At 64.3% G+C, this 17,035-nt stretch carries 13 protein-coding genes; 7 read left to right on the top strand and 6 right to left on the bottom strand.

The features are described 5' to 3' along the window. Positions 1-84: 84 nt before the first annotated feature. Complete coding sequence (locus BT108_RS08405) at positions 85-1,608, top strand: alpha-amylase family glycosyl hydrolase (RefSeq protein WP_072294089.1); 1,524 nt, start codon at positions 85-87, stop codon at positions 1,606-1,608. Here BT108_RS08405 and BT108_RS08400 read toward each other — a convergent pair. The 4 genes from BT108_RS08400 to glnE form a co-directional block, all read right to left on the bottom strand. Beyond that, positions 1,602-2,981 carry a phosphomannomutase/phosphoglucomutase gene (locus BT108_RS08400; RefSeq protein ID WP_072294118.1) on the bottom strand — a complete coding sequence of 460 codons (1,380 nt, stop codon included), beginning with the start codon at positions 2,979-2,981 and terminating at the stop codon, positions 1,602-1,604. The genes BT108_RS08405 and BT108_RS08400 overlap by 7 nt on opposite strands. A gap of 22 nt (positions 2,982-3,003) precedes the next feature. Next, on the bottom strand, positions 3,004-3,210 hold the full coding sequence (locus BT108_RS08395; protein WP_072294088.1) for a zinc-finger domain-containing protein: 207 nt from the start codon (positions 3,208-3,210) through the stop codon (positions 3,004-3,006). Between the two features lie 32 nt (positions 3,211-3,242). Then, the gene (locus BT108_RS08390; RefSeq protein ID WP_072294087.1) at positions 3,243-4,166 is read right to left on the bottom strand and encodes a branched-chain amino acid transaminase; all 924 of its coding nucleotides are present in this window, start codon (positions 4,164-4,166) and stop codon (positions 3,243-3,245) included. Positions 4,167-4,269: 103 nt separating this feature from the next. Further along, positions 4,270-7,065, bottom strand: coding sequence for a bifunctional [glutamate--ammonia ligase]-adenylyl-L-tyrosine phosphorylase/[glutamate--ammonia-ligase] adenylyltransferase (glnE, locus tag BT108_RS08385; RefSeq protein WP_072294086.1), 2,796 nt, complete (start codon positions 7,063-7,065; stop codon positions 4,270-4,272). A 197-nt stretch (positions 7,066-7,262) separates the two neighbouring features. On the opposite strand from glnE, the gene BT108_RS08380 reads away from it, so the two are divergent. From BT108_RS08380 to tldD, 3 genes are all read left to right on the top strand, one after another. Next, positions 7,263-11,060, top strand: coding sequence for a YhdP family protein (locus tag BT108_RS08380; protein WP_255369669.1), 3,798 nt, complete (start codon positions 7,263-7,265; stop codon positions 11,058-11,060). Between the two features lie 212 nt (positions 11,061-11,272). After that, entirely contained in the window at positions 11,273-12,094 is an 822-nt protein-coding gene (locus BT108_RS08375) for a carbon-nitrogen hydrolase family protein (RefSeq protein WP_255369672.1), read from the top strand. Positions 12,095-12,126: 32 nt separating this feature from the next. Beyond that, positions 12,127-13,590 (top strand): metalloprotease TldD, encoded by a 1,464-nt coding sequence (tldD, locus tag BT108_RS08370; protein WP_072294084.1) that lies wholly within the window; start codon positions 12,127-12,129, stop codon positions 13,588-13,590. A gap of 6 nt (positions 13,591-13,596) precedes the next feature. On the opposite strand, the gene BT108_RS08365 is transcribed toward tldD, so the two are convergent. Beyond that, complete coding sequence (locus tag BT108_RS08365; RefSeq protein ID WP_072294083.1) at positions 13,597-14,370, bottom strand: Stp1/IreP family PP2C-type Ser/Thr phosphatase; 774 nt, start codon at positions 14,368-14,370, stop codon at positions 13,597-13,599. 176 nt (positions 14,371-14,546) lie between these two features. Here BT108_RS08365 and BT108_RS13980 point away from each other — a divergent pair, with 176 nt between their 5' ends. Beyond that, the gene (locus BT108_RS13980) at positions 14,547-14,723 is read left to right on the top strand and encodes a hypothetical protein (protein WP_218184846.1); all 177 of its coding nucleotides are present in this window, start codon (positions 14,547-14,549) and stop codon (positions 14,721-14,723) included. Positions 14,724-14,746: 23 nt separating this feature from the next. On the opposite strand, the gene BT108_RS08360 is transcribed toward BT108_RS13980, so the two are convergent. Further along, entirely contained in the window at positions 14,747-15,190 is a 444-nt protein-coding gene (locus tag BT108_RS08360) for an RDD family protein (RefSeq protein WP_072294116.1), read from the bottom strand. 666 nt (positions 15,191-15,856) lie between these two features. On the opposite strand from BT108_RS08360, the gene BT108_RS08355 reads away from it, so the two are divergent. Together BT108_RS08355 and BT108_RS08350 are read left to right on the top strand one after the other, a co-directional pair. Continuing rightward, on the top strand, positions 15,857-16,381 hold the full coding sequence (locus BT108_RS08355; protein ID WP_072294115.1) for a TlpA family protein disulfide reductase: 525 nt from the start codon (positions 15,857-15,859) through the stop codon (positions 16,379-16,381). 6 nt (positions 16,382-16,387) lie between these two features. Beyond that, positions 16,388-17,035, top strand: coding sequence for an energy transducer TonB (locus tag BT108_RS08350; protein WP_072294082.1), 648 nt, complete (start codon positions 16,388-16,390; stop codon positions 17,033-17,035).

Here is a 17,035-nt window from a genome sequence, read left to right as displayed (position 1 = left end):
GATGGGATGAAGTTTGGGTGATCGAAACGGCGGGCCATAGCGAAGCAGGGGAAACCCGGCCGTATCGCCGCTCGGAACGATCCGATGAAAACCCGATCCCGCTACCCCACCCTGCTCCAGATCGATGTCCGCCACTACCTGTCCGAGCGTGCTGCCGCACTGGGCCGCCCCGCCACGCTGGACGACATCCCCGATATCGACCTCGGCGGCTGGGCCGAGGCCGGATTCGATCTGATCTGGTGCATGGGCGCATGGCAGACGGGCCCGGCCGGCCGGCGCGTATCGGCCACCCATCCAGAATGGCTGGAGGAGTATCGTCGCGCGCTCCCCGATTTTCAGGCGTCCGACGTCTGCGGATCCTGCTTCGCGATCCAGGACTACCGGGGACACGCAGCCCTCGGCGGCGACGAGGCACTTGACCGCCTGCGGCGCCGGCTCAACCACCGAGGGCTGCGCCTGATCCTCGATTTCGTACCCAATCACACAGCCCTCGACCACCGCTGGACAATCAGTCACCCGGACTACTACATCAATGGCAATGAAGCGCAACTGACGGATTCTCCCGGCGACTACTGCCGCATCACGACACCCGAGGAGGTCCGGATTCTCGCCCACGGGCGCGATCCGTACTTCCCCGCCTGGCCGGACACGCTCCAGCTGAACTATGGCAATCCTGACCTCCGGGCCGCCATGCGCCGGGTACTGCACGCCGTCGCCCTGCGCTGCGATGGCGTACGCTGCGACATGGCGATGCTCATCCTGCCGGAGGTCTTCGAACGCACCTGGGGCATCCGCACCGAACCCTTCTGGCCAGGCGTGACGCAACGCCTGCACGCGGAGATGCCGGGATTCCTGTTTCTCGCCGAAGTGTACTGGGATCTGGAATGGACGCTGCAGCAGCAGGGATTCGACTACACCTACGACAAGCGGCTCTACGATCGGCTGCGTGCCCTGCACGCCCGCCCGGTGCGCGAACATCTCCTGGCTGGTTCCGATTTCCAGGACAGGCTGGCGCGCTTCCTCGAAAACCACGACGAGCCGCGTGCGGCGGCGGTGTTCACGCCGCCCGCCCATCGGGCCGCGGCGACCGTCACCTACCTGGCGCCGGGGCTGCGCTTTTTCCACCACGGCCAACTCCAGGGGCGCAAGGTGCGCGTTCCGGTTCACCTGGAGCGTGGACCGGCGGAACCTGTCGATGCCGCAGTTGCGGATTTCTACCAAAGGCTGCTGGCATGCCTGCGCGACCCTGCCGTGCGCGACGGCGGCTGGGTGCTGCTGGCATGCCGCCCGGCATGGGATGGCAACCACACGGCAGAGGATTTCGTCGCCTATGCGTGGAGCGGGCGGCATGGAGAGAAGTACCTGGTCGCTGTCAATCTCTCGGACCACCCCGGCCAGTGCTATGTCACCCTTTCGTCCTGGAACGACCTTGGAGGGAAGACATGGCGGCTGCGCGACCGCATGGGCATGGAAACCCACCTGCGTGACGGAGACGACCTGCAGGCAAGCGGACTCTACCTCGACGTCCCGGCATGGGCCTGCCACGTGTTCGCAATCGGAGAGGCGCGCGACACCGGGGAAACGCCGCAGCGGGATACGGATCAATAGGGCAGCACCGCGTGCGGCGCGGCCTGCAGGATGGCGCGGCGAAAGTCTTCCTGGATGCGCCTCAGGGCCGCTTCGTCGTCGGCCTCGAAGCGCAGCACGATCACGGGCATGGTGTTGGACGAACGAGCCAGGCCGAAGCCATCGCGGTACTCGACCCGCAAGCCGTCCGTCGTGATGATGCGCTGCGGATCGTCGAAGCGCGCCGAAGCCTGCAGTCGGGCGATCACCTCGTAGTTCTCGCCCTCATTCAGCCGAATCTGCAGCTCAGGCGTGCTGACGGCGTCGGGAATGCCGTCCCAGACGGCAGCGCCCCCCTCCTCGTGGCGACTGAGCAGTTCCAGCAGGCGCGCACCCGCGTACAGGCCGTCGTCGAATCCATACCAGCGCTCCTTGAAGAAGATGTGCCCGCTCATCTCGCCCGCCAGCAGCGCACCCGTCTCCTTCAGCTTGCCCTTGATGAAGGAGTGCCCGGTCTTCCACATGACCGCCTCTCCGCCATGCCGTTCGATCCACGGCGTCAGGTTGCGGGTGCACTTCACGTCGAAGATGACGCGAGCTCCCGGGTTCCGGGACAGCACATCGGCGGCGAACAGCATCAGCTGGCGATCCGGATAGATGATGCGGCCATCGCGCGTGACGACGCCCACCCGGTCCCCGTCGCCATCGAAAGCCAGCCCGATCTCCGCGCCAGTGCGCGAGATCGCCTGGATCAGATCGCGCAGGTTCTCCGGCACGGAAGGATCGGGGTGATGATTGGGAAAAGCGCCATCCACTTCACAGAACAATTCCACCACTTCGCATCCCAGTCCGCGATACAGGGCAGGGGCATAGGCGCCGGCCACGCCGTTGCCGCAGTCGACCACGACCTTCATCGGACGCGCAAGCTTGACATCATCCACGATGCGTTGCAGATAGGCGCCCGCAATGTCGTGCTCGCTATATCCCCCCGCACCATGGAGCAGATCGCGGCCCTCGATGCGGCGGCGCAGCGCCTGGATCGACTCGGCAGCCAGGGTCTCGCCTCCCAGCACCATCTTCAGGCCGTTGTAGTCCGGCGGGTTGTGGCTGCCGGTCACCATCACCCCCGAGTACCCGCACAGGGTATGCGCCGCAAAATAGAGCATGGGCGTGGCGACCATGCCCACGTCGATCACATCGACCCCGCTCCTGAGCAGCCCTCGCGCCAGCGCCTGCGACAGGTCGGGACCCGACAGACGGCCGTCCCGCCCGATCGCGATCGAGGCGAGCCCGCGGGCCCGCGCTTCGGAACCGATGGCATGCCCCACCGCCTCGACGATCGCCGCCGTCAGCGTGCTGCCGACAACTCCGCGGATGTCGTAGGCCTTGAAGATCTCTGGCGGTGGGACTGGCATGGAAGGCATGATCGGGCCGCGCTCAGTGATGGCCGCCGGTCGCGCCGCCCTTGAGCGTGTAGTACGTGCCGCAGTAGGGACATAGTGCCTCTCCCGTCTTCTCTATCGGCAGGAAGACGCGGGGATGGGAGTTCCACAGCAGCATCGACGGCATGGGACAGTGCAGCGGCAGGTCGTCCGCCGTCACCTCTATATGGCGCTGCCTGTTGTCGGTGGCTGGTTTCTGCATCGATGGGTTTCCGTTAGGGTGTCCGCCTGCCTTCAGCCCACGTGGGTCAGCCAGTTACCGTGCCGTTCCGCCCTGCCGTTGACGCAGTCGAAAAACATGGCCTGCAGCCTGGCGGTCACCGGCCCGCGCGTTCCGTTGCCAATGCACCGGTTGTCCAGTTCGCGGATGGGCGTGACCTCGGCCGCAGTGCCGGTGAAAAAGGCTTCGTCGGCACAGTAGACCTCGTCCCGCGTAATCCGCTTCTCGATTACGGGGATGCCCGCCTCCGCGGCCAGTTCGATGATGGAGGCCCGCGTGATGCCTTCCAGGCAGGAGGTCATGTCCGGCGTGTAGAGCCTGCCATGCTTGACGATGAAGATGTTCTCGCCCGAGCCTTCCGCCACGTAGCCGTCCACGTCCAGCAGCAGCGCCTCGTGGTAGCCGTCGTGGGCGACCTCCTGATGCGCCAGGATGGAATTGGCATAGGTTGCGACGGATTTCGCGCGGCACATGTTGATGTTGACGTGATGGCGGGTGAATGACGAAGTCTTGACGCGGATGCCGTTCTCGAGACCATCCGCCCCCAGATAGGCTCCCCACGGCCATGCGGCGATGGCCACATGCACCGTGAGCGTCTTGGCGGAAATGCCCATGGCTTCCGATCCGTAGTAGGCGATCGGCCGGATATAGCATGACTCCAGACCATTGAGCCTCACCATGTCGCACTGGGCCTGCATCAACGTCGCCCTGTCGTAGGGTATCCGCATCATGAAGATGTGCGCCGAATTGAACAGGCGATCGGTATGCTCCTGGAGCCGGAATATCGCGGCACCCCGCGCAGTCCGGTACGCACGCAGTCCCTCGAAAACACCCAGGCCATAGTGCAGCGTGTGAGTCAGCACGTGCGTGGTGGCCTCGCGCCAGGGGATGATTTCCCCGTCGCTCCAGATCACGCCGTCGCGGTCGGCCATGGACATTCGAGCAGTCTCCCAGAAAGATGCGTATCCCGCTATTCTAGCGCATTTTCGCCTGAAAGAAGGGACACATCCGCGGGGCGCGCCGCACGGTCCGGGCGGCGGATCAGGCAGGCCACCGGGTACCGAACACCGCTTCCCACAAATCCAGCACCGCCTCGATTTCCCGCTTCAGGCCGGCCGACTCGACACGCACGGATGATGGCGAGACGTTTCCCACCCGCGATTCTCCCGCGACCGCCGGTTCTCCGTCCAGCCGTATCCGGTGCTGTATCCTGCGGAATTCACGATAGGCGTCGAGCACCCGCTGCGCCGCGTCACGTGGGATCAGCCCAAGTTCTCCGGCCGTTCTGAGCAGCCCGATGTTGCCGATATTGCCAAGCAACCGGGGATGTTCGCATGCATGGCCCAGCACCAGGTACTGAACGATGAACTCGATGTCTATGATGCCGCCGCGGTCATGCTTGACATCGAACAGCCGCGTCGGATTGGGATGTGCTTCCCGGATCTTGCCACGCATGCGCAGGATCTCGGCTGCAAGGAGCGCCGGATCGCGCCGCCGAGACAGCACTGCATCCCGGGTGGCGTCGAAAGCCCGCCTCACGCCTTCGTCCCCCGCCACGAACCGGGCCCGGGTAAGGGCCTGGTGCTCCCACACCCAAGCCTGGTGCTTCTGGTACTGGTCGAAGGCCTCGATGGAACTCACCAGCAGGCCGCTGCCTCCATTGGGGCGCAGCCGCAGGTCGGTTTCATACAGCAGGCCGGCGGAGGTGCGGCTTGTCAACCAGGAATTCATGCGCTGGCACAGCCTGGCATAGATCTCCTGCGCGTCGGGATGCGCGTCGTCGTAGAGGAATATGATGTCGAGGTCGGATGCATAGCCCAGCTCCTTGCCGCCAAGCTTTCCATAGCCGATGACACCGAAGGCCGGGACATCCCGGTGCCGCCTTCTCAGCCCCGCCCAGGCCAGGCGCAGCACGGTATCCAGCATCAGGTCGGCCAGATCGCTCAGGCGATCGCTCAGCGTCTCCAGCGGCAGCAGCCCCGCCACGTCCCGGGCCAGCAGGCGGAACACCTCCGCATGCTGGAAATGGCGCAGCACGTCCATCTTCTGCTCGGTGTCGTCCTCCGCGGCGGCACCGGCGCTCTCGAGCTGACGCATCAGCCTCTTTCCGGATGCAAGGGCGTCGGGAGCCTGACCGGCATCTTCCGTACCCAGCAGTTCGTCCAGCAGGATGGGATGGCGGCACAGATAGTCGCCCGCCCACCGGCTCGCGGACACCAGCCTCGCCACGCGATCCAGCGCCTGGGGATACTCGCGCAGCAGTGCGAGGTAGGCAGCACGGCGGCTGACGCTCTCGAGCAGCAGCAGCAGGCGTTCCAGCGTCGCATCGGCAGCAGGGAATCCTGCGGCTGCCTCGATCACGGCAGGCACCAGCGCATCGACCCGCTTCGCGCTGGATCGGGGCAACTGCCGGTAGCGGACACTGGCACGGAATGCCCGCAGGCGATCGAGGACGCGGTCCGGATCGGAGAACCCCATCCTGGCCAACCACGTGCGGGCATCCTCTCCCCCTGGCGCTCTCCCGTCCTGGTCCTGCCACAACCAGGCCACCGAGTCGGATGCCGGGGTCTCGAGCGGTGTCGCGAATATCTGCTCGAAGTGGAGCGTCACGTTGCGACGGTGGCATTCAAGCGCACGCTGAAAATTGCCGAGCTCGGAGAATCCCATCGCGGCGGCAATCAGCCCCTGGTCGTTGGCATCGTCCGGCAGCGACTGGATCTGCTGGTCGTCCAGGTATTGCAGGCGGTGCTCGAGGGCGCGCAGGAAGCAGTAGGCCGTGGCAAGTTGTGCGACCGCGCTTTCCGGCAGTTGGCGCTTGATCCTAAGCTGCTCCAGTACGGCCAGGGTGGGGCGGACCCTCAGATCAGCGTCGCGCCCGCCGCGTATCAACTGGAACACCTGGGCGATGAACTCGATCTCACGGATGCCGCCCGGCCCCAGCTTGATATTTCCACGCATTTCCCGTCGCGCGACTTCCCGGCGAATCTGTGCGTACAGGCCGCGCATCGATTCGTAGGCGCCGAAATCCAGGTACTTGCGGAAGACGAAAGGTTGCGCGATACGCTCCATGAGCGTTCCCCCCTCCACGTCGGGACCCGCCACGACGCGGCCCTTGATCCAGGCGTAACGCTCCCATTCCCGTCCATGACTGATGAAATAGTCCTCCAGCATGGCGAAGCTCACCGCCAGCGGGCCACTCTCCCCGTGCGGCCGCAATCGCATGTCCACGCGGAAAACATACCCATCGGACGTCAGATCGTTCAGGCTGGCGATCAGCCTGCGGCCCAGACGGGCGAAGAAGTCATGGTTCGAGATGCGGCGGGCCCCGTCAGTCTCGCCATCTTCCGGATAGACGAATATCAGGTCCACGTCCGAAGAGACGTTGAGTTCGCCCCCCCCCAGCTTGCCCATGGCGACGACCACCATCTCCTGGGGCATGCCATCCACGGCACCTCGCGGCTGCCCATAACGGTCCGGGTCGGCTAGCCAGGCGTGATGGCGCACCAGCGCAAAATCGATGAGGACTTCCGCCAGATGCGTCATGCAGGCCATCACCTCCTCCAGATCCGCCGTCCCCACCAGGTCACGCACGATCAGGCGCAGCATGACGCGCTTGCGCAGATGACGCAGGACGCGATCCAGTCCCTCCTCGGTGCGCGCCTCTTCCGCATGCGCTTCGAGGAAATCCTCCATCTCCTCCCGTGCGAAGGAATGTGGCAGTCCAAGCACGAGATCCTCCCGCAGGCCAGGCTCGCCCGCCAGCAGGCGCTGCAGGTAGCGGCTGTACGGCAGCACCGACTCGACTATCTCTCCGGTACGCGAATGATCGGCATGCATGGCTGAGAATTCGGGGTTACAATGAGTTTCCCGGGGACAATATATTCCGACAGCATCAAACGGCCGCCCTGACGCGCAAACGGCACGGGATCCGCCACGATCGATCCCGATCATTCATCCTGCGGGCACACCTGAAACCGCACATCTTCCCAGCTGCATGAAAGGGACGTTGCCATACACGACACGGGAACGATCGATTGAACCTAGCCGCCATTCTACCTCTGGCACAGAGAAGCAGCCGTCTATTCCGCTGGGTTGCATGGACATTGATCGTGGCGGCGGCGTGTTTTGCCTGCCTGCTGCTGTTGTTGCGCTACTGGCTGCTGCCCGATATCGAGCGCTACCGTGAAACCATTGCCGCCGCGATCAGCCACGCCACCGGCCAGCACGTCACCATCGGCGGCATCCGCGCCAACTGGGACGGATTGCGTCCCCACATGCTGCTGCACACGGTCAAGGTGCACGACCGGGCGGGCCATCCCGTGCTGCTGCTGCAGCAACTGGAAGGTACGCTCGCCTGGCGCTCGCTCGCGCACGCCGAGCTCCGTTTCCGCACGATCGAGATCGACCGGCCCGACCTCATCGTTCGCCGCGACGCTTCGGGTGCCATCCATGTGGCCGGATTCCTGGTCGATGCCGAGCCGGCGGACGGGGAAGACGGTTTCTCCGATTGGTTGCTGCGCCAGCGGCAGGTCATCATCCGGAATGCCACCATCCTCTGGCGCGACGAATTACGCAATGCGCCGGCATTGCCGCTGCGGGTCGACCTGAGGCTCAGGAACAACGGCGACCGCCACCGGTTCGGGATACGGGCGACACCGCCGCCCCATCTGTCCACCCGGCTGGATCTGCGCGGCGACCTGACCGGAAGGTCGCTGGGCGCGCCGGAACGATGGCAGGGGCGGATGTTCGTCCAGATCGACCATGCCGACATCGCCGCTGCGCTCGCCTGGCTGCCCGTGCCCGGCGAGATCGGACTGCGCCGCGGCGTCGGGGCGCTGCGCATATGGTCCTGGATGGATCAGGGAAGAATACGTAGACTGACCGCAGACATCCACGTGCACCACGTCGGCATGCAGCTGGCCGGTGAGCTGCCGGAACTGGAGCTCGATCACCTGCGCGGCAGGCTAGGCTGGCAGGCCGAGCACGACGGTACGGGCATGGAGGTTTCCGCCCAGCGCCTGGGCGCGTCCATGCATGGCCAGGAAGTGCTGCAGCCCATCAGCTTTTCCTTGAGGCTGGCCTCCGCCGATGCGGGGCTCGCGGGTGGAGGAAGGCTGGACGTCGACGTCCTCGACCTGCAAACCCATGGAAGGCTGGGCAGATATCTTCCCCTCCCTCGGCCTCTGCGCGAACGGATCGACCAAGCCTCCCCCCGGGGTACCCTGCGGCATCTGCAGGTTAAATGGGGTGCCGCGCAGCCCCTGCCCGCCCGCTTCAGCGTGGCGGCGGAGCTTGCCGGCCTGTCCACGGAGGCGTACGCGGATCTTCCGGCTTTCGGCGGATTGAGCGGGCGCGTTCGCTTCACGCAGCACGGAGGCAGCCTCGACCTCGACGCCCGTCATGCCAGCCTGGCGCTGCCGGACGTGCTGCAACGGCCGCTCGCATTCGAAACCTTGTCCGGCCAGGTGGGCTGGAGCCTGCCGCCCGAGGGAGGCGCCTTGCTCCGAATCGGCCGTCTTGCCTTTATCAATCCAGATGCGACCGGGTCGTTCTCCGGAAACTACCGCCTCCTCCCGGGATCGCCGGGAACGATCGATCTGACAGGGCGCCTGGCCCGCGTCAGTGCGGACAGCCTGCGACACTACACGCCCCTGGGGATGAATCCGGCGCTCAAGGCCTGGCTGGATCAGGCATTCTTGAGAGGAGAATTGCGGGATGTACGGCTGCGTCTCAAGGGCGATCTCGCCCGCTTCCCTTTCGCCTCGAACGACCCGGGCCTATTCCAGCTCCAGGCCGGCATGACCGGAATCACCCTGGACTATGTTCCAGGATGGCCCCCGATCGAAGACATATCGGGGGACCTGCAGTTCCGCGGCAATGAAATGAAACTCGCCGCCACGGACGCAGCCCTCCACGGCACACGTCTGAGCCACGTCAAGCTGCGGATCGCGGACATCGGTGCAGCGGATGCAGTCCTGGAAAGCGAGGGAGAAGCCGAGGGCCCCACCCGTGAATTCCTGAGGTTCGTCGACCGCCACCTTCCCGGCAACGCCGGCAATCGCTTCTACAGCGGATTGGATGTCGGCGGCAGCGGCAGGCTGTCGCTCAGGCTCGCGATTCCACTGCATGAGGACGGCGGGATCAGGATGGCGGGACGATATCGCTTCATCGGCAATCGGATCGAGCCGGGGAAATACCTGCCCGGTGTTGGCGACATCAATGGCGTCCTCGCATTCTCCGACGCCGGGATAAGCGTGGAGCAGATCACTGCCCAATTCCTGGGCGGACCGATGACGATGAATTCCCACGCCACCCCGAACGGTGACATGCACTTCTCCGTCGTCGGGCGCGCCAGCCCCGGCGCTCCATCCGTATCCCTGGCGGGTATCAGGACGAAGGCCGCGCCCGCATGGGTGCAGCATCTGCACGGTACCGCGGACTGGAGCGCGTCCGCTCGCATACGCGAGGGCCGGGTAGCAGGCATTCTGGTCGAGTCGTCGCTGCAGGGCCTGACCTCGACCCTGCCGGAGCCCTTTTCCAAAGCCACCGCGGACGGCACGCCGCTGCGCTTCGAGCGCACGATTCTCGAAACCGCGGATATCCTGGCGCTCGACTATGGCAAGCAGGTCACTGCACGGCTCCGGCGCGATCGTAGCGAACTGGACCATCACTACGAAACACGCGGCCATATCCATTTCGGCGATACACCCATTCCACCCGCATCCGCGCAGGGCATATCGCTGACCGGCACTCTGCCCCGGCTGGATCTGGACGACTGGCAGGCCTTGCTCGAACGGGCAGCAGGCGACACGGCCGCCTTCCCCGAACCGGCGAGCATCCACGTCCGCATCCAGGCGCTGGATGCGCTGGGCAAGCGCTTCAATGACATCGTGCTGAACGCGGACAGGCAGGGCAGACAATGGCTTGCCAGCGTGGCCGGCAGGGAGGCCGAGGGCAGCATCGAGTGGAATTCGTCAGGAAGCGGAAAAATCGTGGCGCGATTGAAGACGCTGGTCATTCCGCCGGACCTTCCGGCTTCCCCCGCTTCCGCGCCGACCCTGTCGCACCTGAAGAAAAGCGGACCCGCTCTCGACATCACTGTCGATCATTTTTCCGCGGGCAACAGACAGTTCGGCGCATTGGAGCTGATAGCGGTTCCCCAGGCCCAGGGATGGCGTATCGACACCCTGCGCTTCACCCAGGAGGACGGCTTCCTGGCGGCACATGGAATCTGGCGGAGCCGTGCCACTCCACCTCAGGTGGAGGCATCCATCACTTTCAATGCCACTGACATCGGCGGATTCCTGGCCCGCATCGGTTATCCCGACCGCATCAAACGGGGTCAGGGCAGGCTTTCGGGTGAGCTGACCTGGAATGGAAGCCCGCAGTCGATCGACTATCCGACGCTCGTCGGACATGTCACCCTGACTGCAAAACGGGGCCAGTTTCCCAATTTCGAACCTGGAATCGGGAGGCTGTTCGGAATGTTCGATCCACGCACGCTGCCTCGAAGAATCATGCTGGACTTTCATGACATCTTCAGCGAGGGCTTCAGTTTCGACGATCTCCTGGGCGACGTCCGCATCAATGGCGGCATGGCGACCATCGATGGTTTCAGGATCGAAGGACCTGCGGCGAAGGTCATCATGGATGGCGAACTGAATCTGGAAGCCGAGACGCAGAAACTGGAGGTGACGGTTACCCCCTCGCTCGGACCGGCCACGCCGGTGGTCGGCATCGTCAGCCAGGCACTCCAGCGCAACCCGCCTTTCAGGCGGTACAGCGTGGCCGGCTCCTGGCTGGATCCGGTCATCACCCCGATATCCCGCTAGAAGGGATGCCCAAAGCCGCTTGCCGGAATGGATCCGGCACGCTAGACTACGACGTACCGACCCGTATCTTCCCGCCGGGCCGAAGCGGTGCCAGAGTGCACCCTCCGGCCCGGTGCATTGCGGGAACCGATCAACGTGAAGACAGCCTCCACCGGCGTGGAAAAACCGATGTGCCACCGATGTCCGGCGATGCTGCGAGACCCGTGAACGACATGCTCCACGGCAGTTCCGTGCGCGTTGCCGCGATCCAGATGGCGACCGGCCCCAATGTATCCGGCAACCTGGAGGAGGCGGGGCGGTTGCTCGACATGGCGGCGGCCCAGGGAGCGAAGCTGGCAGCGCTGCCGGAATACTTCTGCATCATGGGCCTGCAGGACGCGGACAAGGTGGAGGTGCGCGAGCGGGACCATCACGGCCCGATCCAAATGTTCCTCAGCCAGACGGCCCGGCGTCTCGGGATCTGGCTGGTGGGCGGTACCGTGCCGCTGGAATCCTCCCGGCCCGACAAGGTACGCAACAGCTGCCTGGTCTACGACGACCAGGGACGGCGGGTGGCACGCTACGACAAGATGCACCTCTTCGGCCTCGAACTCGGCAACGAGCACTATGCCGAGGAGCAGACCATCGAGGCCGGCAGCGAGGTAGTGGCCGTGGACTCGCCGTTCGGCCGCATCGGTCTTTCCGTCTGCTATGACCTACGCTTTCCCGAGCTCTACCGCTCGATGAAGGACGTGGACATCATCGTCGCGCCTTCCGCCTTCACCTCGACCACCGGCAAGGCCCACTGGGAGACCCTCATACGGGCCCGCGCCATCGAGAATCTTGCATACGTCATCGCCCCTGCCCAGGGCGGCTATCACGTCAACGGCAGGGAGACGCACGGCGACACCATGATCGTCGATCCATGGGGGGTCGTGCTGGACCGCCTTCCCCGGGGATCGGGCGTCGTCATTGCCAGCATCAATCCGACCTACCAAGTCAGCCTGCGCAGCAGCCTGCCCGCGCTGAGGCATCGCACCCTGCACCACTGCTGAAGCCTTCCATCGTCCCTCCATCGGGCCCACATATGACCCTCGCAGACCGCCTCCTTTCCCCCGACGACTTGTTCGCAACCGCCGACCGGTGCCTGCTCGCGCCCTACGAGATCGACACCGAAGGACTGCAGCAGATCTTCGGGCGGATGTTCGCGCACCGTCTCGACCACGCCGACCTCTACTTCCAGTACAGCCGCACCGAAGGCTGGGCGCTCGAGGAAGGTATCGTCAAGTCGGGAAGCTTCAGCATCGACCAAGGTGTCGGGGTGCGCGCGGTGAGCGGAGACAAGACCGCATTCGCCTACTCCGATGACATCAGCATGCCTGCGCTGGTTTCCGCGGCGCAGGCCACCCGGGCCATCGCCCGTCAGGGAACGGCTCAATCGGTACAGGCGGTCAGAAAAGGCAGGGGCCGCGAGCTCTATCTGCCGCAGGATCCCATCGCCAGCCTCCGCGATAAAGACAAGGTGGCCCTGCTCGAGAAGCTCGAAGGCTATGCGCGTGCACTCGACAGGCGCATCATCCAGGTCATGGCATCGATGGGCGGGGAATTCGAGATCGTCCTGGTCGCGCGTAGCGACGGCATCCTCGCGGCGGACGTGCGTCCACTGGTACGCGTGTCCCTGCAAGTCATCGCCGAGGAGGGCGGCAGACTCGAACAAGGCGTGGCCGGGGGCGGTGGACGCTTCGGCTACGACTATTTCACCGACGAGATCCTGCGAGACTACGCCGCCAAGGCAGTGCATCAGGCCCTCGTCAACCTGGAGGCGAAGCCCGCGCCTGCCGGCACCATGACGGTGGTGCTGGGATCGGGATGGCCTGGAATACTGCTGCACGAGGCCATCGGGCACGGACTGGAGGGAGACTTCAACCGCAAGGGCAGTTCTGCATTCTCGGGACGCATCGGCGAACGCGTCGCCGCCCCGGGCGTGACGGTGGTGGACGACGGCACACTCGTCCGCCGGCGCGGGTCGCTGAACGTCGACGATGAAGGGAATCCCACCCAATGCACCGTCCTGATAGAGGACGGCGTACTCAAGGGCTACCTGCAGGACAGCCTGAACGCGCGTCTCATGCACGCGTCCGTCACCGGCAACGGCAGGCGCGAGTCGTTCGCGCACATTCCCATGCCGCGCATGACCAATACCTACATGCTGAACGGCGACAGGAACCCGGAGGAGATCATCGCCTCGGTCAAGCACGGCCTGTATGCGGCCAACTTCGGCGGTGGCCAGGTCGACATCACCAGCGGCAAGTTCGTCTTCTCCGCAGCCGAGGCCTACATGATAGAAAACGGGAAGATCGCCCACCCGGTAAAAGGCGCCACCCTGATCGGCAACGGCCCCGACGTGCTCACGCGCGTCTCCATGATCGGCAATGACATGACGCTCGATCCCGGCGTGGGAACCTGCGGCAAGGATGGCCAGAGCGTACCGGTGGGCGTGGGCCAGCCCACCCTGCGCATCGACGGACTGACGGTGGGCGGCACCGCATAGCCCGGTTCAGGCGGAGTGCCCGCCGCTGGATGCCGCCGCCTCCATCTCGCAGAGAATCACTGTCACGTTGTCCCGGCCACCGGCCGCCAGTGCTGCCTGGATCAGGTTCTCCACCTTCTGCCGGATTGATTCCTCCGAAGCGAGCACATCGCGGATCATGGAATCATGCACCATGTCGGTCAGCCCATCCGAGCACATCAGGAACAGATCGCCGGACCTTCCGACCCCCTCGTGCGTATCGCAGAAGGCGTGGCTGTCGGTGCCGAGCGCCCGCAGGAGAATGTTTTTCTTCGGATGCACCCTGGCTTCCTCCGCAGTGATCACCCCGCGATCCACCTGAAGCTGCACCAGGGAATGGTCCCGGGTCAACTGCCGCAGGTCGCCGTCGCGCAGCAGATAGATCCTGCTGTCGCCCACGTGCCCGATCACGTAACGCTCGCGATGAAAGAGGAGGAGATCCCCGGTGCATCCCATGCCGCAATCGTCCGGATGGCGTCTCGCATGCTCGAATATGCGCGCGTTGGAACGATCGAATATTTCCTGGACCAGTGCGGGCAGGCCGGCTGCCGAAAGCCTGGCCTGGCCCTCGAACAAGGCCTGGGTCGTCTCGATGAAGTAACGGCTGGCCACCTCACCGGCCGCTGCGCCTCCCATTCCGTCCGCAAGGGCGAACAAGCCGAATCCGGGCATGGCCAGGTAGGCGTCCTCGTTGTTGTCGCGCCGCAGGCCCAGGTGGGTTGCTCCCGCCGAGTGGAGCCGGATCTCGCCGCGCGCCCTCATCGTAACCGGATTGTGCGGATTCCCGGATGCCGGGCGGAAAAAACGATACAGAACAATAACAATTTGCCGTGTGTTTAGCGATATGATCTGGATTGATTTCCATCCCCGTCCCGTTCATGCCCGGTACCAGGAAGCACCGCGGATGCCCCGAATCCCCATTCAGGAGCAAATGAAGCATGAAATTTCCATGGCATCTTATCAAGATTATCCCGGTTGCAGCGCTGTTTTTTCTGGCTGGATGCGCCGGCAGATCGGGCGAAATCGGGGCGAGCAGCGCGTCAATGTCCATCGGTGCCTGTCTTTTCGTTGCCGGTTCGAGTCATGCCGAAACCGATCCGGGTGGAATACATTGATAGTATAGCTTGCGCGCCAACAGTCAACTCCTCGCGAGGGGGAGCGGCGTCCCGCCCTCCAGCCTGACGATCAGGGTGCCTGCCAGCCGGTCGTGCAGGAACTGGCGGTTGCGGTCGAACAGCGCCCAGACGATGCCGCCGCCAAAGAGAAAGATGCCGATCACCGCGAACAGATAGCGCGCCACCGCCTGCTTCAGGGTGAGCGGCGCCCCGTCCGCGCTCACGACCCGGAACTTCCAGGTCTGCATGGGCAGGGTCTGTCCCCCATGGGTCCAGAACCAGGTGAAGTAGCCGCCCGCCACCAGCAACATGTAGCACTGGAACGCGGGCCTGAAGAGGATGGAGCCGGTGTCGCGGAACGCGAGATGAAAGATGAAGCCCGCGATGAACAGGATCGCAAGCAGGAGCATCGACTCGTACACCATGCTCATCAGCCGCCGCAGGAACCCGGGTGCAGAGACCTTCACCTCCCTCGACGGAGACGCCGCGATGCTATCACGCCCATCAGGATCCTTGGGCGCTCCAGTCCTGCCCTCCATTCTGCCTCCGTTCGCCCGCACCCCGCCGGGTTGAGAATATTATAGTATAGCAACTTCCCATCCCCGCCTCCCTGCTCTCCAGTCCTCGCCCGCCTAAAGGGATGCCTTTCGTGCCGCCGGGCTTTTCCTACAATACGTCGCGCCATTTCCCTACAGAAAGGGCATACCGGCAATACTACTATTTATCCATTAATCGGATATAAAAATACTGCTTAAACCGGAAGGGCTCATCCATAATATCGAGATCCGCCCCGTTGTATCGCCACACGTCCCTTGCAGGCTCATGCGCGCATCGCCCTCCAGACGCGCGCCGCCATCGACGATTTCTCACCGCATAAAAACAAATCATCCTCTCCAAATTTCAGAATCTATGCTGGAAAGGCGCTACAGCATGGGATGTTGCCGATGTCGCCAGCCATCCTTTCCCGTCCGCACCTCGTGCCAGGTGATGCATTTATGTGCTAAAATGTAAGTGCAACTGATTCTTAGTCAATATAATTGATCACACTTGATGGCCTATCGGTCCAATCGCATCTCTCCATGTCCCGCTTCGGGACGGCCGGGCCTTTTGCCATGGCTTCCGTCTCTTCTGCCATGAAACGCCTTCTGCGCCACCCGCTGGCGAAAGCATGGCTGGCCGTACTGATGCTGCTCGCCGCGCAGGCTGGTGGCGCGGCCGATACCGTCCGACCGTTTGCGTCGGGCAGCCTGGAGGGCATTCTCGGCGCACGCACGGGCAAGCCCTTTGTCCTGGTCTTGTGGTCTCTCGACTGCCAGTATTGTCCGACCGAACTGAAGATGCTCGGCGATCTCAAGCGGAGCAAGCCGGCGCTGGACATTGTGCTGATCGCCACGGACCCGGTCAGCGAGGCGTCACGGCTGGTGTCGCGGATCAAGGGCTACGACATGGGCAAGGTGGAGCAGTGGGCCTTCGCCGACGACATACCGGAGCGCCTGCGCTTCGAGATCGACAGCCGCTGGTATGGCGAAGTCCCGCGTACCTACTTCTACAATCGCCAACACCAGCGTGAGGCCAGGACCGGCCTGGTCAGCAGGCAGTTCGTCGAAGACTGGCTGGTGCGTACCGCCGTCTCCAGCCGCAGCACCCAGAGTCGCTGAACCTTCATGATTGCCCGCCAGAATCCAGTCTCCCTGCCCGGCCTGATGTTCGTCCTCGCCGTCCATGGTGGGCTGCTGTACTTTCTGTTCACCCAGAAACTGATTCCGCCCCCCGAGAAGCTGGCGACCCTGATCGTCAATTTCATTCCTGCAAGCAGACCCAAGGAAGAACCCAAGCCGGAGCCTCCCCCACCCAAGCCGGAACCCGTCAAGAAACCCCCCCAGGCGCGCCAACTGGTGGCGGAGGCGCCGATCATCGCCCCGAGCGAGCCCGTCGCTCTGCCGATGGCACCCGACCCGGAACCGGATCCCGTCCCGGAGCCCGTGGTCGAGGCGCCCCGCCCGCAGATGGACGCGGGGCCGATCACGTTGTCGTCGGAACTGTCGGTGTCGTGCCCTGAACTGAACGCACCCGCCTACCCCCCACTTTCTCGCCGGCTCGGCGAAGAGGGCAAGCTCGTCATACGGGTGGAAATGGACAAGAACGGCCTCATCAGCGTGGCGCAGATCATCAGCAGTAGCGGCTTCAAGCGCCTGGACGAGGCCGCACTGGCGGCGGTGAAGACCTGGCGCTGTGCGCCGCCGCAACGCAACGGACAGCCGGTGCGCGCCATCGCGCTCCAACCTTTCAACTTCGCACTGCAGGGAGACTGA

Origin of the sequence: Nitrosovibrio sp. Nv17, from assembly GCF_900119085.1 — a bacterium.
GTDB lineage: Bacteria > Pseudomonadota > Gammaproteobacteria > Burkholderiales > Nitrosomonadaceae > Nitrosospira.
The sequence above is the reverse complement of the archived record's forward strand: the minus strand, read 5'-3'. Positions and strand labels throughout refer to the sequence as shown.